Annotated in this window: 20 protein-coding genes and 1 pseudogene; 12 read left to right on the plus strand and 9 right to left on the minus strand. The window is 45.3% G+C overall.

Translation table 11 applies throughout. The features are described from left to right. Positions 1-94 precede the first annotated feature (94 nt). Both BCT11_RS04980 and BCT11_RS04985 read right to left on the minus strand, forming a co-directional pair. Positions 95-1,357: a hydroxymethylglutaryl-CoA reductase gene (locus tag BCT11_RS04980; RefSeq protein ID WP_102387430.1), complete on the minus strand. Its 1,263-nt coding sequence runs from the start codon at positions 1,355-1,357 to the stop codon at positions 95-97. A 540-nt stretch (positions 1,358-1,897) separates the two neighbouring features. Further along, the gene (locus BCT11_RS04985; protein ID WP_042601467.1) at positions 1,898-2,911 is read right to left on the minus strand and encodes an AraC family transcriptional regulator; all 1,014 of its coding nucleotides are present in this window, start codon (positions 2,909-2,911) and stop codon (positions 1,898-1,900) included. Positions 2,912-3,059: 148 nt separating this feature from the next. On the opposite strand from BCT11_RS04985, the gene BCT11_RS04990 reads away from it, so the two are divergent. From BCT11_RS04990 to BCT11_RS05005, 4 genes are read left to right on the plus strand one after another with little or no spacing between them, the layout of a single operon-like run. Next, positions 3,060-4,181 carry an HlyD family secretion protein gene (locus BCT11_RS04990; protein WP_054755327.1) on the plus strand — a complete coding sequence of 374 codons (1,122 nt, stop codon included), beginning with the start codon at positions 3,060-3,062 and terminating at the stop codon, positions 4,179-4,181. Next, on the plus strand, positions 4,171-5,184 hold the full coding sequence (locus tag BCT11_RS04995; protein WP_045405367.1) for a DUF2955 domain-containing protein: 1,014 nt from the start codon (positions 4,171-4,173) through the stop codon (positions 5,182-5,184). Before BCT11_RS04990 ends, BCT11_RS04995 begins: the two co-directional genes overlap by 11 nt. A gap of 29 nt (positions 5,185-5,213) precedes the next feature. After that, positions 5,214-6,335, plus strand: a complete 1,122-nt coding sequence (locus BCT11_RS05000) for an AI-2E family transporter (RefSeq protein WP_102387431.1) — start codon at positions 5,214-5,216, stop codon at positions 6,333-6,335. Continuing rightward, complete coding sequence (locus BCT11_RS05005) at positions 6,332-6,991, plus strand: potassium channel family protein (protein ID WP_038877347.1); 660 nt, start codon at positions 6,332-6,334, stop codon at positions 6,989-6,991. Before BCT11_RS05000 ends, BCT11_RS05005 begins: the two co-directional genes overlap by 4 nt. Positions 6,992-7,058: 67 nt before the next feature. Here BCT11_RS05005 and manA read toward each other — a convergent pair whose 3' ends face one another. From manA to uhpT, 5 genes are all read right to left on the minus strand, one after another. Next, positions 7,059-8,282, minus strand: coding sequence for a mannose-6-phosphate isomerase, class I (manA, locus tag BCT11_RS05010; protein WP_102387432.1), 1,224 nt, complete (start codon positions 8,280-8,282; stop codon positions 7,059-7,061). Between the two features lie 118 nt (positions 8,283-8,400). Next, positions 8,401-9,741, minus strand: coding sequence for an MFS transporter (locus BCT11_RS05015; RefSeq protein ID WP_038877356.1), 1,341 nt, complete (start codon positions 9,739-9,741; stop codon positions 8,401-8,403). Positions 9,742-9,746: 5 nt separating this feature from the next. After that, the gene (uhpB, locus tag BCT11_RS05020; protein ID WP_102387433.1) at positions 9,747-11,246 is read right to left on the minus strand and encodes a signal transduction histidine-protein kinase/phosphatase UhpB; all 1,500 of its coding nucleotides are present in this window, start codon (positions 11,244-11,246) and stop codon (positions 9,747-9,749) included. Next, positions 11,246-11,854 (minus strand): transcriptional regulator UhpA, encoded by a 609-nt coding sequence (uhpA, locus tag BCT11_RS05025; RefSeq protein ID WP_005435246.1) that lies wholly within the window; start codon positions 11,852-11,854, stop codon positions 11,246-11,248. The genes uhpB and uhpA overlap by 1 nt, the downstream gene beginning before the upstream one ends. Before the next feature lie 136 nt (positions 11,855-11,990). Then, a complete protein-coding gene (gene uhpT, locus BCT11_RS05030) occupies positions 11,991-13,388 on the minus strand; it encodes a hexose-6-phosphate:phosphate antiporter (RefSeq protein WP_042604230.1) in 1,398 nt (465 codons plus the stop codon). A 396-nt stretch (positions 13,389-13,784) separates the two neighbouring features. On the opposite strand from uhpT, the gene BCT11_RS05035 reads away from it, so the two are divergent. The 5 genes and pseudogenes from BCT11_RS05035 to BCT11_RS05055 all read left to right on the plus strand — a co-directional run bounded on the left by BCT11_RS05035 (position 13,785) and on the right by BCT11_RS05055 (position 17,577). Then, the gene (locus BCT11_RS05035) at positions 13,785-14,783 is read left to right on the plus strand and encodes an AraC family transcriptional regulator (protein ID WP_102387434.1); all 999 of its coding nucleotides are present in this window, start codon (positions 13,785-13,787) and stop codon (positions 14,781-14,783) included. Positions 14,784-14,837: 54 nt separating this feature from the next. Next, positions 14,838-15,209 (plus strand): annotated as a pseudogene (locus BCT11_RS05040) (amidohydrolase family protein); the annotation flags it as partial. A gap of 79 nt (positions 15,210-15,288) precedes the next feature. Then, positions 15,289-15,921: a DUF3299 domain-containing protein gene (locus BCT11_RS05045; RefSeq protein WP_102387435.1), complete on the plus strand. Its 633-nt coding sequence runs from the start codon at positions 15,289-15,291 to the stop codon at positions 15,919-15,921. Positions 15,922-16,032: 111 nt separating this feature from the next. Next, positions 16,033-17,259 carry a carbohydrate porin gene (locus BCT11_RS05050; protein ID WP_038870670.1) on the plus strand — a complete coding sequence of 409 codons (1,227 nt, stop codon included), beginning with the start codon at positions 16,033-16,035 and terminating at the stop codon, positions 17,257-17,259. Positions 17,260-17,358: 99 nt separating this feature from the next. Next, positions 17,359-17,577, plus strand: coding sequence for a DUF6500 family protein (locus BCT11_RS05055; RefSeq protein ID WP_005446898.1), 219 nt, complete (start codon positions 17,359-17,361; stop codon positions 17,575-17,577). Between the two features lie 66 nt (positions 17,578-17,643). On the opposite strand, the gene BCT11_RS05060 is transcribed toward BCT11_RS05055, so the two are convergent. Further along, positions 17,644-19,347, minus strand: a complete 1,704-nt coding sequence (locus tag BCT11_RS05060) for an FAD-dependent oxidoreductase (RefSeq protein ID WP_102387436.1) — start codon at positions 19,345-19,347, stop codon at positions 17,644-17,646. Positions 19,348-19,498: 151 nt separating this feature from the next. Here BCT11_RS05060 and BCT11_RS05065 point away from each other — a divergent pair, with 151 nt between their 5' ends. Genes BCT11_RS05065 through BCT11_RS05075 form a run of 3 tightly spaced genes read left to right on the plus strand, consistent with a single transcriptional unit; the run spans position 19,499 to position 20,674 of the window. Then, positions 19,499-19,792, plus strand: a complete 294-nt coding sequence (locus tag BCT11_RS05065) for a metalloregulator ArsR/SmtB family transcription factor (RefSeq protein ID WP_005435229.1) — start codon at positions 19,499-19,501, stop codon at positions 19,790-19,792. 13 nt (positions 19,793-19,805) lie between these two features. Next, complete coding sequence (locus tag BCT11_RS05070) at positions 19,806-20,219, plus strand: YeeE/YedE thiosulfate transporter family protein (RefSeq protein ID WP_347231045.1); 414 nt, start codon at positions 19,806-19,808, stop codon at positions 20,217-20,219. Positions 20,220-20,233: 14 nt separating this feature from the next. After that, entirely contained in the window at positions 20,234-20,674 is a 441-nt protein-coding gene (locus BCT11_RS05075; protein WP_102387437.1) for a YeeE/YedE family protein, read from the plus strand. Here the strand turns inward: BCT11_RS05075 and BCT11_RS05080 are convergent. Beyond that, the gene (locus BCT11_RS05080) at positions 20,671-21,534 is read right to left on the minus strand and encodes an endonuclease/exonuclease/phosphatase family protein (protein ID WP_038877369.1); all 864 of its coding nucleotides are present in this window, start codon (positions 21,532-21,534) and stop codon (positions 20,671-20,673) included. The two genes, BCT11_RS05075 and BCT11_RS05080, sit on opposite strands and share 4 nt — an antisense overlap. Positions 21,535-21,699: the final 165 nt, after the last annotated feature.

Here is a 21,699-nt window from a genome sequence, read left to right on the forward strand (position 1 = left end):
GAAATAAGCACAAGATCTTAAACTAAAAAGCCGCTCACTCATTGTATTAACACGAGTGCGCGGCTTTTTGTTTTAGCGGTTTAGGCTGAACGGTTTATTTTCTCGCTAGCTTGTGATGCGCACGGGAGAAATGATCGGCACAGAATGCACCAACAATCGAAAGCTCACCTGCCAAGCATAAACCGGCAGCGACTTCTGCTAACGCTTTTGCTTTGCCATTGCCGTGCAAACCAAGGATATCCAAACACGCTTTCTGAGTTGGTAGGCCAGTACCGCCACCAACGGTGCCAACCATGATGTTTGGCAAAGTGACAGAGGTATACAGATTGCCGTGAGAATCCACATCCATTCTAGTAATACCAACCGCAGATTCTGCAACGCACGCTGCATCTTGTCCGCAGGCGATGTACAGAGCGGTGAGGGCATTGGCGTAGTGCGCGTTAATACCGATAGTGCCGCTTAGTAATCCACCGACTGTATTCATTTTGCCAAACTTCACCATCGCATCTGGTGTGGTGTGCAGGTATTTCTCGACCAAAGCTGCAGGAATCGTCACTTCAGCTGAGACTTTTTTACCGCGAACAGAGCGTAAAGTGTGGGCGTTGGCTTTCTTATCACCAGATAAGTTGCCGTCAAGGTAAGCATCAACCGGCGCGATTGGACTGTGTTCAAGAATGTAATGGAAGACTTTGTGTGTCGCGATGGTCACCATGTTCTGGCCAGATGCGTCACCCGTTACGTATTCAAACACCAAGTAAACATGATTACCTTCGATGTTGACGTTGATGTCTTTAAGCTTGCCGTGCGTGGTGGTGGATTCCGCTTCTTTACGGAAGATATCGTATTGAGTGACCACCCAACTGACGAACTGCGCTGCTTCTGCAAGTGATTGGAAACCAAACACCGGAGTACGACTCACACCTTCGCTGATCAAAAGCGTACTTGCACCACCTGCTGCGGTAATCAAGTTCGCGCCGCGGTTATAAGAGGCAACGAGCGCGGCTTCTGTTGTTGCGAGTGGTACTAGGTAGTCGTCATTCGCGAACAAGCCGTTAATGCGAAGAGGCCCAGCAACACCGACAGGGACGTTAACGGTACCAATAAAGTGTTCAATGTTGTTGGCGTATTGGTCGTAATGCGATTGTGTGAAAGGATCCAGCAGAAGATCTTTGTCCGTCATCGATTCGAGTACTTTCCAACGGCGTTCAATGTGCTTTTCCGTCAGACCCGCACTGAGGCAAAGTTTCTTTTCTGGCTTGTGGTATTTCGGTTCTAATGCCGATTGTACTTTTTCGCAGGTTTCATTATCAGAGAGTGCAGAGCTATTCCTTGCGCTGTCTAAATTTAATTTCGGCATACAAACGTTTCTTTATTCATTTGGTTTGGAATTGTAGTGATACAAAACGTGATTACAATCCCGCGTATACGTTTTGCAACAAAAGGCTGCTTAACTTCAAACTCACTGAAATCTTACTTGGTGAATAAATAGCCCTTCAAATGCTTGGTATAAAGCGTCTGGTTTTTGCGCCTTTTTCCTCTATATTCTTGAAAAAAAGAGAAAAATCGGGCTTATTTGAAAGGTTAAAATCGAGCAATGAAGAGCTCAAATAGAAATTCTTTCTTTCTGTAAAGATTGTGCAAAGTGGGCGTTCTACTCTAATTTGAGACTTCAAATAATGAGATTGGAATGTGATCAGTGGCGTAAAATGGTAAATAACTTGGTTTGCGTCACGGCATAATAGCCCCACGTTTTCAATTGAGGGTAACGTATGATTGTTTACTTTCGAGTTCAGGACGTAGAAGTGCTGTGTGATGAAATAGACCTCGCAACACTGATGCAAGCCAAGCTCAAACAATTACCAACTACCAAGCCTCAAATGGACTGAGCAGTATAACGTCACGAAGTGCTGGATGCGTTCAGCGCAATAGACTGTTTATACACTTTAGGAGATAACCCGGACACTCTTTTAAAGGCGCGCGAAAAGTGCGAAATACTGGTGTAGCCAAGTTGATTGGATATATAAGTGAGAGAGTGTCCTTCTTCCATCAATTCGCAAGAAACAGAGAACATCAATGACTCTTTAATATGCCGAAAAGAAGTGCCTTCATTCTTTAACTTTCTTTGAAAGGTTCGGACAGAATAGCTCAGCAACTGAGCCGCTTCTTCTATCGACAAATTACGCTCTCGCACATAAGGGCGCAGGAGTTCAAACACGCTATCGGTAAAACTTGTATGCCACTGGATCTGACTTGGTTCAGCGCCTAACTGTGAGTCCGATATTTGGATTGGTACGTTAAGAATGTCCGCGGGAATGTAAACACCGGTCTTCTCTTGACCCACAAATATCTGGCACTGGCTAGGAACAACACTTTTTACGATATCGCTGTTGCTGCCTTGCAGGCGTACCTTGCTTGGATACCAAGCGGTTTTGGTCAAAATGCTGATGAGCTCAATGATGTAAATCACAGCAAATGCTTCAGACCAGTTAGCGATTTGTGTGTCTTTTTGTTCCGAATATCGACAGAACCAGGCATGGCCATGATGGGTTTCGAAAGAAACGTTACTGCCAGGCGAGTCTAAACTGAAGATTTCATCAATGTGCTGCATTGACTCACCGATGGTTTGAAATGGCAAAAACTGATGCAAGACATTGGGTATAACGCGGCGACGAAAGACTAACACCAATAAGTCGGTGAATTTCGTTACGCCAAGTTGGGAAGAAGTAAGATGAATCAAACGTTTTATTGATTCAGACGGAATGTAGTCGCTCTCGGTTTGGAATAAGTCCGCAGGTAAGCCAGCGTCACTAAGGAGCTTATGCTTGTCCAAGCCATAGTCGGCAAAGACTTCGACCAGAATACGAGCATAGTTAGTCTGAATGACAGGTAAATGAAACGTTTGATTTGGCATTGTGGTGATACTCCTTTATCAACGACTAATCTTAGCGCACAACGGACGGTTTTTGATACAGCTCGCTATTTATTATTCAATTAATTGAAGGTTGGGCAGGACGGTATATTATTAAAATGTTCAATCTATTCAATGGCAAGGGGATAACATGTCCGAGAACGAAAAACAAAAACAGCCAACGGAAGTGGCGGAAAACAAAGAGACGAATAAAAAAGACAAAGTAAAGATGGTCACCAACTATTTGCTTTTGTTCATTGTCGTCATGCTCGGGTTCAGCATTGTGTCAGACCGCATCATTCCAGTGACTGACAATGCGCGCGTTAAAGGCTATATCGTGCCGATAAAACCTCAGGTTTCTGGCAACGTTTTAGATATTAAGGTTCGTCCGAACCAACTTGTTGAAGAAGGTGATGAGCTCGCCGTTCTCGACAAGTCAGATTATGAAATTGCCGTGAAGCAAGCCGAAGAGAATCTTGAAATCGCAGGGCAAAACGTTGGAGCGCAAACCGCGTCAATCGCTTCGGCACAAGCGAGATTAACTTCTGCGATTGTTGAACGCCAAAACACTGAAGCGCAAGCCAACCGTGTTCTTGCCATGGCAGAGAAAGGCGTAGTGTCGAAATCAGACGCGGACAAAGCGAGAGCATCATTGGCAACCGCGAGAGCAAACGTAGTAAATGCAGAAGCGGATCTTGAAAAAGCGAAACAACAACTTGGCGCAGAAGGTGAAGATAACAGCCAAGTAAAAGCGGCATTGCTGGCACTTGAGCAAGCTCAGTTGAACTTAGAACGTACTGTTATTCGTGCGCCAACTCAAGGCGGTGTTTCGAACTTCAGTTTGACCGAAGGCTTCTACGCTTCTGCAGGTCAGCCAATCATGACGTTTGTGTCGACAGAAGACATCTGGATTGAAGCGTACTTCCGTGAAAACAGTTTAGGCAACGTCAGCATTGGTGACGAAGTAGAAATCGCCCTCGATTTTGTTCCTGGCAAAGTCATCAAAGGCAAAGTCAGCAGCATCGACTGGGGTGTCGATTGGGGACAAAACCAACAAGCGGGCAAGCTAGCGCAAGCCAACCAACAAACAGGCTGGTTACGCCAAACGCAAATGTTACCAATCGCTATCGAGTTTGATCGTGAAGAGGTAACAGGAATGCTACGTGTTGGCGGGCAAGCAGACGTGATTGTCTACAGCGGTGACAACTTCGTGTTCAACACCCTTGGCAAACTTTGGATTCGTCTACTGAGCGTACTGTCTTATGTCCGATAATCTGAGCATTGATAACGCAACTCAACGCCGGATTTTACGCTTCACCATTGGTGTCGGTCTGGCGGTGTTTCTCGCTGCTTGGATTAATTGGCAACTGGCGTTTGTCGCGCCGGTATTTACCGCGAAGTTCTTGGTCGATAAGCCAAATCTTCACAGAGAGACGATTTACGAGTTGCTGCTGGCATTGATTGCCACGATGGGATTGGGACTGCTTCTTTCAGGAGGCATTACTCAGTACCCAATTGTTCTACTGATTGCCGTCGGTTTGATGATGGCATGGGGTTACTACTTGTTTACTGACCCCAAATGGAATCTGTTCGCGACCATTTTGTTGATTGCGGTGTTGATGCTGCCGTTCATGGCAATAAACAATCCAGCGGTTTCCTTGGTTCTCGCGAGTGGCTTGGCGATTTCTGGAGCGGTATCGGTGGCGATTTTTGCTCTGGTTCATATTTATCTTCCAGAGCCAGACAGTGAGTTCGCTGGCTATGCGACTCCACCAATTGGCAGAGAACAACGTTGGCATGCGTCATTTCGAGCCATGTTGATTTCGTTTCCTGTGGTGTGCTTCTTCTTTATCTTTCAGATTTCAGAAGCGCTGCTCACTATGATGTTTGTCGCGTTGCTGTCTTTGATGATTACGTCAGAGAAGTCAGTCAAATTAAGCGCGTTCTTAATCATCAGTAACGGTATCGGCGGGATACTTGCCATCTTGGCTTTCTCGATTCTCGCCATTGTGCCAAGCATATTCTTTTATACCGCCTTTATTGCGTTATTGGCGGTATTGATAGGGAAGAAGATTTACACCGTGCCAGAGAAGGCACCGATATTCGCCACGGCGTTCAGTACCTTGCTTGTCTTAATCGGCAGCACGCTAATGAGCTCTGGCGATATCGACAGCAATACATTTATTCGAATCTTCCAATTGGTGTTGGTCGGGACATACATGATCCTCGCATCACTCTTTTTGGAAACCAGACAATGGAAGTTTTTGCAAACATAACACTTAACAGACAGTGAAAAGGTAACGCTATGAAAGCTTCAAATGATTTCTCTAAACAGGCGATAGACGCCGCTATCAAGATCGGAGCCGTAGCGTTACTGATCTGGTGGTGTTTCTCTATCCTCAGTCCGTTCATTATGTTGGTCGTGTGGGGCGGCATTATTGCCATCGCGCTCTACCCAGTCATGATGTCCCTTCATAATCGCTTAGGTATTTCCAAAGGCAAGGCGAGTGCGCTCATCAGCACTATTGGTGTGCTGTTACTTTTAATCCCACTTATCGCGCTCTCATCTGGTCTTTATACCAGTGGTACCGAGGTCGTCACTGGGTTGCAAGATGGCACTTTAGTTGTGCCTAAGCCACAAGAAAGCTTAAAAGAGATCCCTGTCGTGGGCGACAAGCTGTTCGTTGCGGTTAACTACGCATCGACCAACATGGAAGGCTTCCTAGTTAAGTATGGCGAACAAGTAAAAGGTTTCCTTTCTCAAGCAGCATCTATCGTGGGCTCGGTAAGTGGTGGTTTCATTCAGTTCATCATTTCGACCATGATTGCTGGTGCGTTCATGAGCAATGCTGAAGTTTGCCAGAAAGGTTTTACCAAGCTAGCAGACCGCCTCACTAACAAGAAAGGCGAAGCGTTGATTGATCTTTCAAAATCGACCGTTCGCAGTGTCGTTCAAGGTGTGATTGGCGTTGCGCTGATTCAATCTGTCATGGCGGGTGTTGGTATGGTCGCGGTTGGCGTTCCTGCTGCTGCGCTTTGGATGGTTGCCGTGATTCTGGTTGCGATTGTTCAGCTACCACCTATTCTGGCATTGATTCCTGCGATTATTTACGTGTTTAGCGTCGAATCGACACTGGTTGCTGGCATCTTCCTCGTTTGGTGTATTTTGGTGAGCGCGAGTGATGCGGTACTGAAACCTGTTCTTCTAAGCCGTGGTTCTGACACGCCGATGCTTGTGACACTGTTGGGTGCACTGGGGGGTATGGCAATGTCTGGTATCGTAGGTCTGTTTGTTGGTGCCGTGGTTCTGAGTCTGACTTACCAATTGATGGTGAACTGGTTAGATGAAGATGACGCGGAAACAAACAAAGCACTGAGCATTGAGCAAAAAGCGAAGGAGGAAGACAAAGTAGAGGTGGCATCATGAAACCGATGACCAGGGAAGATAACTTCTACTTTTTGTTTTTCGCACTCATTGCGTTGTTTTTCGGCTGTGCTGTGATGCATCAGTTTTATCCCGATGGGCAGGAATTTGTTCTTGCTCTTTTGGTGGTGACACTAGGCGTTTCGATTGCAGGCATCAACAAGAAAAATAAAACAAACCGAACATGGTATGGCGTGTTACTGATTGTGGCCGTCATCTCCTATGGGATGTCGTTTTTAGAGCATTTAGATCTGTCCATTTTGACGCTAAGTGCACTATTGGTGTTCTTGTTTTCGCACATATACTCGGCGCTAAAGCAGGTAGTATTAACCAAGTCAGTAACGACAAACCACATCATAGGTTCGATTTGTATCTATCTGCTCTTAGGACTGGCGTGGGCGGTGATCTACTTGTTGGTGTTGGAGTTTTTCCCAAGCTCTTTCACTGGATTAGAAGCAAAACCTTGGCTGTCGAACTTGTTTAACACCTTGTACTTTAGCTTTATCACGTTGACGACGGTGGGCTATGGTGACATTTCACCGACGGTTCCAGTGGCTCAGTTCTTCGTTTTCTTCGAGGCGATAGTTGGGAGCTTTTACTTGGCCATCATGGTGGCAAGTTTGGTGAGTATTCGTTTGGCTCAAGCACAGAGTGAGTAAACAAATGAATGGTTTGAATGGCGGAGCTGAAAAGTCTTCGCCATTTTTGTTTTAAGAGGAAATGAACTTAGCTATTAAATGCACGAGCGACGCGACCTTCGCAACGGATTGTGTAGTTACCTACATAAGCAGGAATGAAAGCCGATTGCCCTTTGCCAAGCACCAATGTTTCGCCGCTTTCTGCAAGTAGCGTTACGTCCGCATTGATTGGCATCAAGATTTCTGCACTGCTCATCTCAACTTGTTGATCTTTTGGCTCTTGGAAGACAGAGAACTTGAAGTCTTGTACAGGGACAGGGAAGTGATGCTCACAGCCTTTGATTTCTGCTTTGGTTAGCAGCGTATTTATTGGCTTTGGAATAAAGTCGGTACACTTAACCAGTTCTTCCACATCCATGTGTTTTGGTGTTAAACCAGCGCGAAGTACGTTATCTGAGTTCGCCATGATTTCCAGACCAGTACCTTTAATGTATGCATGAGGCGTTCTTGCGCTTAAGAACATAGCTTCACCGGGTTTTAACGTAATAACATTCAGCAGTAATGGGGCAAACAAACCCACGTCATTCGGGTATTGCTTAGCAAGGTCTAAAATCAATTCGCACACAGGGCGTGCTTGGTTGGCTGCTGCGTAACTTAATAAGTGATCCACGGCGTTAATCTTGCGCGCTTCTTCCATAGAAAGAATCTCCACGAAGAACTGACACAAGCCGTCTTGATTTGGATTGCGCTCAAATTGTTCTAGGTAGCCGTTGATTTCAGGAATGTAACACAGGCGGAACTCAGCGATGATTTCATCAAAGGGACGAAAGCCGTTCATCGCTTGGTATTCAGTAAGTGCGTAAACCAGTTCTGGCTTATGGTTGGCATCTTTGTAATTACGATTGAATGCGCTCAGCGGGACACCTAACTGTTGTTCTTTTGCATAACCGAGCTCCGCATCTTGCTTGTTTGGGTGCACTTGAATAGACAAGGCTTTATCCGCCGCAAGAATCTTGAAGAGGAAAGGTAAGTCACCAAAGGCTTCTGCCGTGCTTTGCGATAGAAACGCTGACGGATCCTGGTTGATTAATTCTGATAATGAAACATTTGTACTCGAAGCAGTAGTGTTTCCTTGTGTAACTATAGAGCAACCATTCGGATGCGTACCCATCCAAACTTCGGCTTGAGGTTGTTGAGCTTCGTTAGCAAAACCAAACAAATCGTGGATAGCAGTGCGACTTCCCCAGTCGTAGTTTTGGATTTTATTGTCCATTTTGAAGAAGCATTTTGATGAAATAGTATTCGAATTCATGAATTTTACCCGTAGAAAACCCTCCGAACTGAATCGGAAGCAAAAAATAGTGGAGATTGGACGGGTGAGCGGTTAACTCACCCTAAGAGGTGTAGAAGTCGCTTCTACAATCAGATGTCTACAACCTAAGCTTGGGAGCGAGCGGCTTTCTCGAAGGTTGAGCCTGCAAGAACGGTAACAACAGCAAGCCAATAACGGCTGCGCATACCGAGATGGTGATAAAGAATCCAGTCCAGCTGTATTCTTCAAGAATTAATGCCAATGGGTAGCCAGAAAGTGCGGCACCCATGTAAGCAAACAAACCAACAAAGCCCGTTGCTGCACCAGCAGAATCTTTGTGTGAACATTCCGCTGCAGCCATGCCAATCAACATTTGTGGACCAAACACAAAGAAACCAATTGAGAATAATCCCGCCGCTTGGAACGCGAAGTTGGTTAACGGCATCAACCACAGTGCGGCGACAGATAGGAATATACCTGCGGCAAACAATAGGTTCATTGGGCCTCGGTTACCACCGAACAATTTATCCGAGCCCCAACCAGCCACTAGAGAACCAACAAAGCCACCGATTTCAAACATCGACAGCGCAGCGTTAGCATTGATTAGGCTGTAGTGATGTTGTTCTGTTAGGTACAAGTTACCCCAGTCATTGATAGCGGTGCGCACGATGTAAACCAGAACATAGCTAAATGCGAGCAACCAAATGTACTTGTTGTTGAACACGTACTGTTTGAGGATTTCTTTATAACTCAGACCTTGTCCGTGATTTTCTTGAGCGAGTTCTAACTTGTCATCTCGCCATTGACCAACCGTTGGTAGCCCTTGAGTGGTCGGTTTATCACGCAAACGCCAACACACAACCACACCAAGAATCACGCCTATTACGCCCGGTACGATAAAGCCTTCTCGCCAGCTGTAATGGAATGTGAGAAAACCAACGAGTAGGGGAATTAACGCGCCACCTACGTTATGAGCCGTGTTCCAAATTGCCCACAAAAAGCCACGTTCTGAGCGCGAATACCACGTCGTAAGTAACTTAGAGCACGAAGGCCAGCCCCAACCTTGGAACCAAGCGTTCATTACCCACAGGGCTGCGAGTGCAACCAAAGAGCTAGAGAAGCCAAATGCGATATTGATAAGGCCCGTCGCGATTAAACCGACACCCATGAAAAAGCGAGGGTTAGAACGGTCGGAAATGGTGCCCGAAATAAACTTTGATAAACCATAGGTAATGTAGAAAAGCGTACCAATCATACCGATATCGGCTTTATCAAGACCCAGATCAGCGATCATCGCGGGTGCGGCGTAGTTGAAGGTTTTACGAGTGAAGTAAAAGCCCGCATAACCAAGATACATGCCCAGCATGATGTGCAGACGCCAATAACGATAACGTTCATCCACTTGGTCTTTGCTAAGGGGAGCTTGATTGTAGCTCGGAGACTGAAATAATCCAAACATGCTCGTTACACCTTAGGTAATGTGATGGCGATTTGCGTACCATCCACATGATCGTTCAAAGAGTAGATATACATTTTTCCACCAAGCGCTTGCACACGTTCTTGCATGCCGCGAACGCCCATGCCTTTCATGCAGTCTTCGGTTTTGAAACCAATGCCGTTGTCAGCGATGTTCAACGAAATGTTCTCGTCAATAGACAGCTCGATAACAATAGACGTCGCACTCGCATATTTGGCAGCGTTGTTTAACGCTTCTTGGCACAAACGGAATAGGGTGACTTTCAGCGTGTCACCCAAAGACTCATAGTCACCTTGCCAATCAAGCACAACGCGAGTGCCATGATTGTCGAACTCCATTTCACGGGTTAACTGGTGAACAGAGTCTTTCAAATCCAGATCGTCGAGCATTTTCGGACGCAGTTTGCTCAGCAAATGTTTGGTGGTGTCATAAACATTGAGTGATAGGTTTTCGATCATGTCGGCACAGCGTGTGTTCATTTCGGCATTATCAACCCGCTTAATGATGCTCGCTTGGGTACGAATAGCTGTGATGTTCTGACCAATCTCATCGTGCAGCTCCCTTGCCACGTCACGACGTACCGACTCTTCCGCTTGAATGAGTTGTCGGGACAAAGTTTGGTTTCTCGACAATTCGCCACGCAGTTTTTGGTTAAGATCTTTTTGTTTCTGCACCGCTAAACCGAGCATGATGCCCGTTAAGGTTTGTGCTGAAAGGGACAACAGAAGGTCAGTGATTTCCAGATTCGAAACACCGCTTCGTGCAGCAATCAGCGCAATACTGTTTAACATGGTCGCAAGCAGTGCACCTTGCCAACCGTAACGCAGTGCCAAGACGATGATTGGGATCGCCATACAGAAAGGTGCAAATCGAGCCAGTTCATCAGGCAAGCTGGTTTGAACCAAAATGCTGGCAATCAACAGCACGCTATAAAGCAGAATATGACGAACTTTGAATTGAACTTCGTTGGCTAACAAGTTCGAGGTCAGCGGTGACCAAGGGCTTTGGAAGAGATAATTCCAGAGCAAGTAACACATCGGCAGCACCAACAAACCGCCCGCAATGCTCGCTAACCATGCCATATAGGCAGATTGAACATGATAGCCAACCGCAAGTACGTTAATGCAAGACGTCACGAGCAACACGACCGCCATCACCGCTAAATGTTGGTTCTGATCGCCTTTGTAATAACGCTTAGCAAGGTAAACTACGGGAATACTTAACACACTTGCCACCAACACCATCAACCATTGTGGCTGTTCAAGAAGTAGAGCGAGTGCAACGGTCAATCCCCATTCGGCGAGATAAATCGTTGTCCAGTACTTTGTGCGCGTGTGTAGTGTTAGGCCCAAACGCAACGCGAAGGGGAACAACAAGATCGCAAGCTCGGCATCGTTCACAAAGTAATAAGCGATCACCCACAGACAGAACCACGAGCATCCTGTCATGAATAAACCGCAAATGGAGGTGATGGTGTAGCTACGCATTAAAACGACTCTTGCGAGAACAGTTTGGCGAGTTCAACGTTGTTCTTTACGCCAAGCTTATCCATGGCGTTTGCACGGTGAACGTGAACCGTTTTATGGCTTAATCCAAGCTCAGTGGCGATTGATTTCACATCTAAACCACGAGCCAGCAATTGGCACACTTCGTTTTCTCGGCGAGTCAGTTGAGTCAGCGTCGCCGCTTTGTCACTTGGTGTGGCGAGCTTCAATGCAATATCAGGCGTTAGGTAACAACCGCCTGAAGCACTGGTTCTGACTGCTTGAATCAACTCATCTGGGCTACAACGTTTACTTAGGTAACCTTTTGCGCCGAGTTTAAGTGACTTTTCAACCATTGCCGGAGAGTCATGCACGCTAAGCATGACACAAGCAATGCCGGAAGGGATTTCGGAGAGGAGGGTAAGCCCACTTTCGTCTGCCATCGAGATATCTAGGATAACTACATTTGGCTTGCACGCAGGTAATCCCACTCGAGCTTCTGCTACCGAGCTAAATTCACCTACAACATTCATGTCTGTTTCAAGGCTCAGCAATTGAGCAAATCCAGAACGAACAATGACATGGTCATCAACAAGCGCTACGTTAATCATCTTAAATACCAAACTTCAGCAATACACAAACGAAAATGAGCTCTCAAAGAGCCCAATAAAAACCTACTATGATACTAAATTGACCAAGTTTATTTAATGATCTAGCGCGCTTTGACTGGCAAAGCGCGCTGTTTGATTAAGCTTGGTTTTCTGCGAGTTCAAGCTTTTTCTTGTTTTGACGGATCTTTTTCTCTTCCGCGATAGCAACGAAAGCCAGCAAAACAATACAAATCATTGCAGAGGTATCTAGGGCAGCAAACGTGCCTTTCCAACCCGTTAGACCAAAGATTGGCGTGCCGTCTGCAATCATACCAAGACCCAGTTTCGCGAAACTGTCACCAATTAGGTAAGCGAATGTGCCTTTTACGCCATCTGCAACACTGATTGCTTTTTTAGGAACAAAGCCAACCGCAGCAACACCGATAAGCAGTTGAGGACCAAACACGAGGAAGCCTAGAACAAATAGCGACGCTAGGTACATGAACTCGCTCGTTGCGTGTTGGTAGAACTCAAGTGATACGATGATCAAACCCAAAGAAACACAAGCCACTAGCGCACGGCGACCGTTCGCAAGGTCAGACAGGTAACCCCACATCAGAGTCCCCACAAGCGCACCCACTTCGAATAGGGTAAAGCCAGAGATTGCTGTTTCTTTTGATAGACCGAGTTCTTGGTAAGCGTAGACCGTTGACCATTGGTCGATGCCGATACGCACGATGTAAAGGAAGATGTTTGCAAAGCAAAGTAGCCAGATAACTTTGTTTTTCAGTACGTACTCAACAAAGATTTCTTTCTTGGTCATTTGATTTTCTTCAGCCGCTTCGTCTTCTTCGCTGACTGCTTCATCAAATAGCTCTTCAACTTTACCTAGACCATATGCTTCTGGAGAGTCGTTACCAAAGCGCATGCCAATGAAACCAACGATGATCGCAATGATAGAAGGAAACACGAACATGCCGATTACGTGACCGTCGAACAAGTAGTTTGCACCAAACAGAGCTACACCTGCGGCACCCGCACCACCTACGTTGTGAGACATGTTCCAAAGACCTAGATAAGAACCACGCTTGTTACGCGGCGTCCACTTAGTTATGGTCGAGTAACTAGAAGGACCACCAGTACTTTGGAAGAAACCACTCAGTGCATAGAATGCGACCATCATGAACAAGCTCGCGCTACCGCCACCCATGCTGAAGCTGAAACCAAGCATCGCCAGACCAGAAAGGATAAGCATAAAAGGGAGGAATTGCTTGGTGTTCTTACCATCGGCGTAGTAGGAGACTACGGTCTTACCGATGCCGTAAGTGATCGAGAAACCGAGACCAATCAAGCCTAGGTCTGTCATCGACAAGCCGTAAGTTGAAATCATGTCATTTTGTGCGACGTTGAAGTTTTTACGGATCAGGTACATGGTCAAGTAGCCAATAAATACCACTAGGTAAGATTGGATAAATGGCTTAAACCACATTTTTCTACGTGCTTCGACAGGAAGGTCGAGGGTAGGCTTCCGGACTTGTTCAAGGAATTTTAACATCGTGAACTCTCTTGCATTAGTGTGATGCACTTGCGTGCTCGCTTTCTTTTAACTGTCGGCGATTGTAGAGAGTCCTCTTTTGAACCACATGAGAGGAGGGCTTAGATCGACTAGGAAAAATTCCTAGAAAACGATTGCTGATTAAGAAAGCGTGAAAATCATCACATTCATAGAAATATAAATATCACTTAAAAAGCGGATAGAACGTATCTATGGCGTGAATTGGCAAGTATTTGAACGGACAATGATCTATGTTGAAGACCAATGTGTGTTGGCTCTTCTGCTCAGAGTGAGTCGCCTCTCATTATCAAATTGCACTTGGATTGTGACTAATGACAGCTCGGAAGTTTGTGCATAAACTAGAATAATCCTTGGTATTTTAAGATGATAGCTTGCATGCCTAATACAGATATTCCTTTGGTTCACTCGGAAGAAGTAAAGCTTTTTGCCACTATGCTCAATGAGCTTGATGGTGATATTCACTCATTACTTGAATCCGCCCGAATGCCACAGGATATCTTGTCTAACCAATCCCTTGACGCGTTTGTTCCTGAGAGCGCGCTAAAAGCCGTCTTCCAAACGTTGGGGGAACGTGCATCACCAGAGAAGTTTGCCTTGCTTACTTGGACGCTTTGTCACGACATCTATGTGCCTAGATTTGCGAATCAAATTACTCAAACTCACTCGCTAAAAGCAGCGCTAGAAGAGGTATCCCAACTGCTTAAACAAATATCTGATAACGTGAGTATTTCTGTTCAATCGCGTGGCGGGAAATGGTGGCTAGTGAGAGAAAAACAGAACGCAGAAAGGGACTGGTTCCGTTACGCAGAAATGTTCTCCGCGATGTTCATGAATGAGTTGCTCAAAAAGCTTGTTGGCGCCCAATGGCGATTGGCAGAAGTCGGAATTCAAGATGTAGAAGCCGAACCTTTCAATCTGTTGCCGGGTATGAAGAGTGCGCAGTTCTTTACTGGTCGACCGGTTACTGCAATCTCAATTCCTAATGAATGGATTAACCAGCCGATTGCTTTCACACCATCTCAAACGGCGCCAAATACAAGTTTTCGTGGTGAGGATGATAAGTTCAGCGATGCCTTAGCAAGGGCGCTCACGCCTTATCTCTCGATGGGTAAGATCTCTATCCAGTTTGCTGGCGAGTTGATTGACATGAATGCTCGCACCATACAAAGGCGGCTAGCAAATGAGGATACGACGTATAGAGAAGTGATCGAAAGTTTGGTTCTCAAACAAACGCTAGAGCTTTTAGCGGACCGAGACCTGAGTATCACCCATATTGCGCTCAAAACAGGCTACTCCGATTCTGCTCATTTCACCCGTGCGTTTAAGCGAATGATGAAAATGACACCTAAAGCGTACCGTCAATCCTTGTCTTAATTAGTTACACATAAAGCCTCTGAATAATCGGAGGTTTTCGTCTCAACTCACATTGTAAACGAAGGCGCGAAACAGATGTTTGAGTGGGCGCGTAAATACGACCTGTTGATTGTAACGGGCGGCGATATGTTTGGCCCGTCTTACAATACGCGCCAAGCAGACAACATGGTTTGGATGGAGAAAGTCGGATTTACCCCTTATCAAATCATGAAGATGGGCACATCGAACGCAGCAGAAGTGCTTAGTTGGTCGGGTGGTATGAATCCATATAAATACGGAAAGCTCGGAGTTGTAGAGCCGGGGGCTTATGCCGATGTTGTGCTGGTGGATGGAAATCCTTTGCAAGACATCACAGTTCTTAACGATTACCAAGATAAATTCAAAATAATTATGAAAGACGGCAAGATCCACAAGAACACCTTGTAGTAAACTCTTTCGACTATTTGGGGACGAAGGCTGTCCCCAAATTTTTCTCTAAAAGACAAAGAACGATTCAAGGGAACGTATGAAGAAGTACCTATTAGCTGGCTTAGTTTTGCTGGCTTCATCAAATGTATCCGCCGACCAACTTAGTTGGCAGCAATTATTGCCAGTCAATGTTCCTCAAATTGAAGACCCATTTGTAAAACTTACCGATCAACAGCTTTTCGAACTTGGTTCTCTTGCAAGATACCGCGATTCTCAAAATCTTAATGAGCAACAGAAGCAAACCATGAAAGAGTTAGAGGACAGTTTAAAAGCTGACGACTTAGACATTGAATGGTTGTTCAAAAAGCGAAACGAAATTACTGAACATCGTCGTATGTTGGCATCAATGCCAAACGCAACACTTACCGAAGATACTTATGAAATTCCAGGCTTTGTAACGCCAGTAGAATTTAACAATGACGTTGTCACAAAATTCTTCCTTGTTCCCACCATAGGCGCATGTATCCATACACCACCACCTCCAGCAAACCAGATTGTGTTGGTTGATTACCCGAAAGGTTTGAAACTGACTTCTCTTTACGAACCAATTTGGGTGAAAGGAGATCTGCACGTGAAAAAGACCAAAGCAGACGTTTCATACTCTGATGGTGCTGCGAACGTAGAAACTATCTACCAAATGGACGAGGTTTCTATCCGACCTTACCAATAAGAGTCTATTATCGAAATGACATAAAGCAGTGAGCTGTCGCTTAATGGCAATTTTCAAAACTCTGAATCATTAAAATCTCTTTCTAGAAATCAATTTAATGAGAACCCAGACATGAAAGTAACTGTTCCCAAGCTTAGTTTTATCGCTCTTTCACTTGTAATGGCGTCATCGGTTAACGCGGCGAACTTTGGTAGCCCTGATACGGTAGACAATACTATTGCAGAAAATGCTCGAGAAAAACGCTCATGGCGTGAGTCATTAGCTGAAGAACACAATGTTACTTTCGGTCTGGATTATCAATTCCTTGGACTAACGGCCTCAACCCCTCAAAGTGGTGGTGAAGATACGGCAAGTGCTGGTGTTGCTCGCTTTTATGGTAGCTGGGATCTGATTGGTCTTGATTCAGGCAATACAGGCGGTCTGGTTTGGAAAGTCGAACATCGCCATGCTTACAACGATTTGTCACCAAAAGAGTTCAGCTTTATCGGAAATGGGCTTGGTTATGCAGGCATGATTGGTCCAGCATACAGCGATCAAGGAGCTCGTCTAACCAACCTATACTGGAAACAAAAACTGAATGATGGCAAAACTTCCTTCATGGTGGGTTTCCTAGATACGACTGACTACGTTGATGCCTATGCATTGGCAAGCCCTTGGACCGGATTTACTAACCTTGCATTCAGTACTGGTGGAGGCTCGATTGGTCTACCGGATGATGGGATTCTCGGCTTAGCCGTGGGACACATGCTGACTGATAACTTCTATATGGTTGCAGGTGTCGCAGATGGTAAAGGGCGTTCAGATGAGCCATTTGATGGCTTCGATACCTTATTCAACGATCATAAATTGTTTACCACGTTCGAGCTAGGTTGGACGGCGTCACAAGACCAAATCTATACCGATAATGTTCACCTAACGGCTTGGCATTTAGATGGCGACACGCAACATAACCTAACGAATAAAGACAGCGGACAGGGTATTAACTTTTCAGCAAGCTACTTTGCTACAGAGCAATTAATGCCATTTGTTCGTGGTGGCTTTTCGGAAGGTGATGTGGCGCTTTATGATCGCTCCCTAACGGTGGGGATTGGTTATTTTGGTTTAGGTAAGCCAACCAACAACCTAGGCTTCGCGGTTAACTGGAGCCATGTTAACGATAACCTAGAGCAAGCCTATGGTGTGGATGACTCTGAACAGTTCACTGCCGAGCTTTACTACAACATGCAGTTAAACGACTACATTCAAATTACCCCTGATATTCAATACATCAAAGACCCAGCATTTTCGAACAAAAGCAGCACTTGGGTATTAGGTCTTCGCGCGAGAATATTCATCTAGATGATTATGTTTATTTGCCTTACTAATAATAACTGTATATAAATACAGTTATTATTGTTTTGGGTTAATTTTGCTATTGCGAAGAGAAAGGGAAAGGCAATGAACATCGCGTTAAGAGACAAAATCATTCAGGTGTGTAAGAAGAAAATAGAGCAGAAAGGCGACAATGTTGGCGTGTCCTTTTATGCCTTTTTTGCTAATAAGAATGACAATCCTGAGTTATTGATGGAAGCGGCGACTTGGTGGATTCAAACTCATCAACTCGATCACTTCGAAAAAGCGACCAAGATTATTCAATTAGTCGAATCCGAAATGTAGAAAGGGGCACATAACGTGCCCCTTTTTTATTTTCAGCCCTAAACCTTAGATTTTTAGAATCAGAGATTAAGCTTTTGCGAACTTGTAAGTACGGTAACCGCCAAGCAGGTTACGCGCTTTAAACCCTGAGTTGACCAGTTGACGATAAGCGACGTTACCGCGCAAACCAACCTGACAATAAATCACGATTTCTTTGTCTTTCGGCAGCTCATTCATACGTTGGCGAAGCTGGTCGACAGGAACATTGATCGCGCCTTCAATGAAGCCGACAGATTCCAATTCTCCCGGATTACGAACATCAAGCAGCACTTGGTTTTCTGACAGGTTGTCGATTTCATCAAAATGAATCGCTGTTGCGTCACCTTTAATGATGTTGTTCGCAACGAAAGCCGCTTGGTTAATCACATCTTTCGCTGAACCATAAGGTGGCGCGTAAGTTAGCTCAAGGTGTTGCAGCTGTTCTACCGTCATGCCAGCACGCTGAGCAACTGCCATTACGTCAATACGTTTATCAACGCCGTCTTTACCTACTGCTTGCGCACCTAAAATCTTTCCGGTTAAAGGATCAAACAGCATTTTGAACGACACAGTTTCTGCGCCAGGGTAGTAACTCGCGTGGCTAGCTGTGTGGACATACACTTTTTCATAAGCGATGTTTTCACGTTTAAGCTGCTTCTCGTTTTTACCCGTAGAAGCAACGGCTAAATCAAAGATCTTACAGATCGCCGTGCCTTGTGTACCTTGATAAGTTTCTTGGCGGCCAAGCATGTTGTCTGCTGCCATACGACCTTGACGGTTTGCCGGACCTGCCAACGGAACAAGTGTTTGTTCGCCAGTGACAAAGTCTTTCTCTTCAACCGCATCACCAACGGCATAAATAGAAGGATCGCTGCTCTGCATATACTCGTTGGTGTAAATACCGCCTAGCGCACCAATTTGAAGACCGGCTTCTTGTGCAAGTTTTGTCTCCGGGCGAACACCAATCGCCATGATTAGGATATCGGTATCAAGTTGGTCACCATTGTTTAGAGACAGTGTCAGCTTTCCTTGAAGGTGTTGGTGCGTGTCATCTTCACCCGCTTCGTTGTTAGCGACAGATTGGTTCGCAATATATTCAACAGAAGATAGAGCAACGCCTAAGCGCAGGTCGATGCCTTTCTCACGAATTTCTGCATGAGCAAAACCAGCCATTTCTCGGTCAACGGGCGTCATCACTTGATCCGCCATTTCAACCAATGTGGTTTTTACGCCAAGCTGGTGGAAGGCTTCCATCATTTCTAAACCGATAAAACCACCGCCAACGACCGTAGCGTGTTCAACTTTGTTGGTTTCGATCGTTTTAATGATGCGATCCATATCTGGAATATTGCGCAGCGAATGCGTTAACGGGTTATCAATACCCGGAATAGGCGGCACTACTGGACCTGCACCAGGGCTGAGTAGAAGAAAGTCGTAGCTCTCTTGGTATTCAGAGCCATCAAGTAGATTCTTAACCGTAACCGTTTTATCTTGGCGGTTAATTGAAACCACTTCGTTCATCACACGAACATCAACATTGAAACGCGCTAAGAAGCTCTCAGGCGTTTGAAGAAGCAGTTTGCTGCGTTCTTGGATATCGCCACCAATGTGGTACGGCAAGCCACAGTTTGCAAATGACACAAATGGACCGCGTTCAAACATTATGATTTCTGCGTCTTCACTAAGACGACGAGCGCGAGCTGCTGCAGATGCACCGCCAGCAACACCACCAATAATCACGATTTTGCTCATGGATTTCTCCTACTGAATGATCGAAAACGCCTACACCTTACTTAAATAAATTAGCCATGTCTAATGTTAATTTGACTACATTAGCATTGACTTAATAATATTAATTAGTAATATCTAATAAAACTTAACGTATTGATGAAGGGGCATAAGAATGGGCGACAGTATGCTACAAAGCGCGACCGAAGCGAGTGAGCTACTTAAAATTATGGCTCATCCGGAGCGCTTAATTGTGATGTGCAAGCTAATTGAAGGCGAAAAAGGGGTCGGTGAACTGTTTGAAGGCTCAACATTAAGCCAATCAGCCTTTTCACAACACCTCACCGTATTGAGAAAACACGACATCATCAAAGCTCGAAAGGTGTCTCAGCAGGTGTTTTATTCGATTTCTGATGGGAGAGTCGCTCCGCTGATCGAAGCGTTTAACCAAGTTTTCTGTAAGCAATAATTCAAACTTTATATTGGTGATTGTTATGTTTGAAGTTCCTTGGATGTCGCTTTTGGGCGGCGTAATGGTTGGCGCATCAGCGGTAATATTGATGCTATTCACAGGTAAGACAGCGGGAATCAGCGGGATCTTAAATGGCGCGATTGAGAATGCAGACCGCGTTTGGCGAATTGTCTTCTTAATTGCGATGGCATTGGGCGGTGTGTTTGCTGTTTATGCTCTTGGCGGGCATGTACCAACTGAGTACAGCAGTTCTCTTATCTTAGTTGTCGTTGCAGGTTTACTTGTTGGGGTCGGTACCCGTATCGGTAATGGTTGTACGAGTGGTCATGGCATTTGTGGAATGGGGCGCTTCTCTGTCCGTTCTGTTGTCGCGACGTGTACTTTTATGGCGACAGCCATGCTAACCGTCTTGCTAGTATCGTGAGGAATAGTGTCGTTATGAAAACTGACGTTATGCAAAATGTTAAACAAATTTCCATTGTCGCATTTTCTGGTGCGCTTTTCGGTATGGGTATGGTGATTTCCGGTATGGCTGATCCGGCAAAAGTGATCGGCTTCCTAGATATTACCGGCGCATGGAACCCAAGCTTAGCCTTCGTTATGGGCGGAGCACTTGCGGTGTTCGTTCCTGCTTACCTTTTATTAATAAAGCCAAGAAGCGAATCTGTTTTTGGTGATGAGATTGTCTGTCCAACTTCTAAAACGATAGACAAAAAGCTAGTTGGTGGTGCAGTTCTGTTTGGTATTGGGTGGGGCTTACTGGGTGTGTGTCCTGGCCCTGCGGTTGCCAGCCTTTTTACTGGCAACATACAAGTTCTGCTCTTTATAGCGGCAATGTTGGTTGGGTCATTCACCGCTAAAAGAGTGGTTCGTCATTAAAAAGAGAGCGTCGTAGACACCGGGCAATGGTCACTCAGTTTGTAGTCGAGTACATCTTGTGTTTTGAAAACGGTTTGAACACCAGACGACGCCTTTAAATCACCACTCACAATAATGTGGTCTATCACCGAGCGGAATTGGTGGGTTTTATTCGGATTACGATTAGAACGCACCTTACATTCCGCTTTGGTATTTTTGGTCACTAACTTAGCATCGGTATTGTCCGATAGCACGTCCCATAACCAATCTCCTCGATAACCCAAATTGTGGTTAAAGTCGCCAAGCACCACATAGTGTTGTTTGTTGTCCTCGCGCGCTTTTATCCACTTTGCTAGTGCCTGTCCTTGTTGTTTCACTATCTTACAATCGCGGTTATTGCGATACGCACCACTACAACCCGCTTTTAGATGTACAGAGAGTAGGTGAGTTTCGTTGTCTTGGTTAGGATTCAAAACAAGGTAGCTGGCGAAGCGGAGCTTGCTGTTGCCTCGTGTGATAGAAAAGTCAGGCTTGTCCAATACGTTTACGCCATTGCGTACCGCGAAACCTGTGTACTGGTTGGTATCGTTGAACTGAAGATGTCGATTAGAAGTGCTCGCACGATCAGACAAATAAATAGTGAAGTCATTACCAACCGTTTTTTGGATTGCAGCTGCACTTTCGACTTCTTGAAAAGCGAGAATATCAACTTGTGTGTTATCCACATAGTGGGCCAGTTTTTCAAAATCTTGTGGTGTTCTCGAAACTTTACCACCACTTATAGATAACCATTCTATATTCCAGCTGGTTAAGTTGACGGAATTTTGAGCAAATGAAAAAGAACTAAAAAGTAATATCGTCGTAACAAAAAGTGATCGCATTTTGGTCTATCGCACTCCTATCTTTTAGCGCATTCCTTTCCATCCTTTATCCTATAAGACCTCTAAAAAAAGCAAGTGGATTTCGCTCCAATTTTGCAATTTTCACAGTTTTCTTCGCAACTGAGATCAACGCCAATAAGATCGATTTGTTCTTGTTCGCTACCC

Origin of the sequence: Vibrio sp. 10N.222.52.B12 (assembly GCF_002875385.1) — a bacterium.
GTDB classification, from domain to species: domain Bacteria; phylum Pseudomonadota; class Gammaproteobacteria; order Enterobacterales; family Vibrionaceae; genus Vibrio; species Vibrio jasicida.

Coding starts and splice junctions, on each gene's coding strand:
- BCT11_RS05035 (WP_102387434.1), top strand. CDS start 13,785: ATGCCTAATACAGATATTCCTTTGGTTCACTCGGAAGAAGTAAAGCTT.
- BCT11_RS05045 (WP_102387435.1), top strand. CDS start 15,289: ATGAAGAAGTACCTATTAGCTGGCTTAGTTTTGCTGGCTTCATCAAAT.
- BCT11_RS04995 (WP_045405367.1), top strand. CDS start 4,171: ATGTCCGATAATCTGAGCATTGATAACGCAACTCAACGCCGGATTTTA.
- BCT11_RS05050 (WP_038870670.1), top strand. CDS start 16,033: ATGAAAGTAACTGTTCCCAAGCTTAGTTTTATCGCTCTTTCACTTGTA.
- uhpA (WP_005435246.1), bottom strand. CDS start 11,854: ATGATTAACGTAGCGCTTGTTGATGACCATGTCATTGTTCGTTCTGGA.
- BCT11_RS04980 (WP_102387430.1), bottom strand. CDS start 1,357: ATGCCGAAATTAAATTTAGACAGCGCAAGGAATAGCTCTGCACTCTCT.
- BCT11_RS05055 (WP_005446898.1), top strand. CDS start 17,359: ATGAACATCGCGTTAAGAGACAAAATCATTCAGGTGTGTAAGAAGAAA.
- BCT11_RS05005 (WP_038877347.1), top strand. CDS start 6,332: ATGAAACCGATGACCAGGGAAGATAACTTCTACTTTTTGTTTTTCGCA.
- BCT11_RS04990 (WP_054755327.1), top strand. CDS start 3,060: ATGTCCGAGAACGAAAAACAAAAACAGCCAACGGAAGTGGCGGAAAAC.
- uhpB (WP_102387433.1), bottom strand. CDS start 11,246: ATGCGTAGCTACACCATCACCTCCATTTGCGGTTTATTCATGACAGGA.
- BCT11_RS05075 (WP_102387437.1), top strand. CDS start 20,234: ATGAAAACTGACGTTATGCAAAATGTTAAACAAATTTCCATTGTCGCA.
- BCT11_RS05065 (WP_005435229.1), top strand. CDS start 19,499: ATGGGCGACAGTATGCTACAAAGCGCGACCGAAGCGAGTGAGCTACTT.
- BCT11_RS05080 (WP_038877369.1), bottom strand. CDS start 21,534: ATGCGATCACTTTTTGTTACGACGATATTACTTTTTAGTTCTTTTTCA.
- BCT11_RS05000 (WP_102387431.1), top strand. CDS start 5,214: ATGAAAGCTTCAAATGATTTCTCTAAACAGGCGATAGACGCCGCTATC.
- manA (WP_102387432.1), bottom strand. CDS start 8,282: ATGAATTCGAATACTATTTCATCAAAATGCTTCTTCAAAATGGACAAT.
- BCT11_RS04985 (WP_042601467.1), bottom strand. CDS start 2,911: ATGCCAAATCAAACGTTTCATTTACCTGTCATTCAGACTAACTATGCT.
- uhpT (WP_042604230.1), bottom strand. CDS start 13,388: ATGTTAAAATTCCTTGAACAAGTCCGGAAGCCTACCCTCGACCTTCCT.
- BCT11_RS05015 (WP_038877356.1), bottom strand. CDS start 9,741: ATGTTTGGATTATTTCAGTCTCCGAGCTACAATCAAGCTCCCCTTAGC.
- BCT11_RS05060 (WP_102387436.1), bottom strand. CDS start 19,347: ATGAGCAAAATCGTGATTATTGGTGGTGTTGCTGGCGGTGCATCTGCA.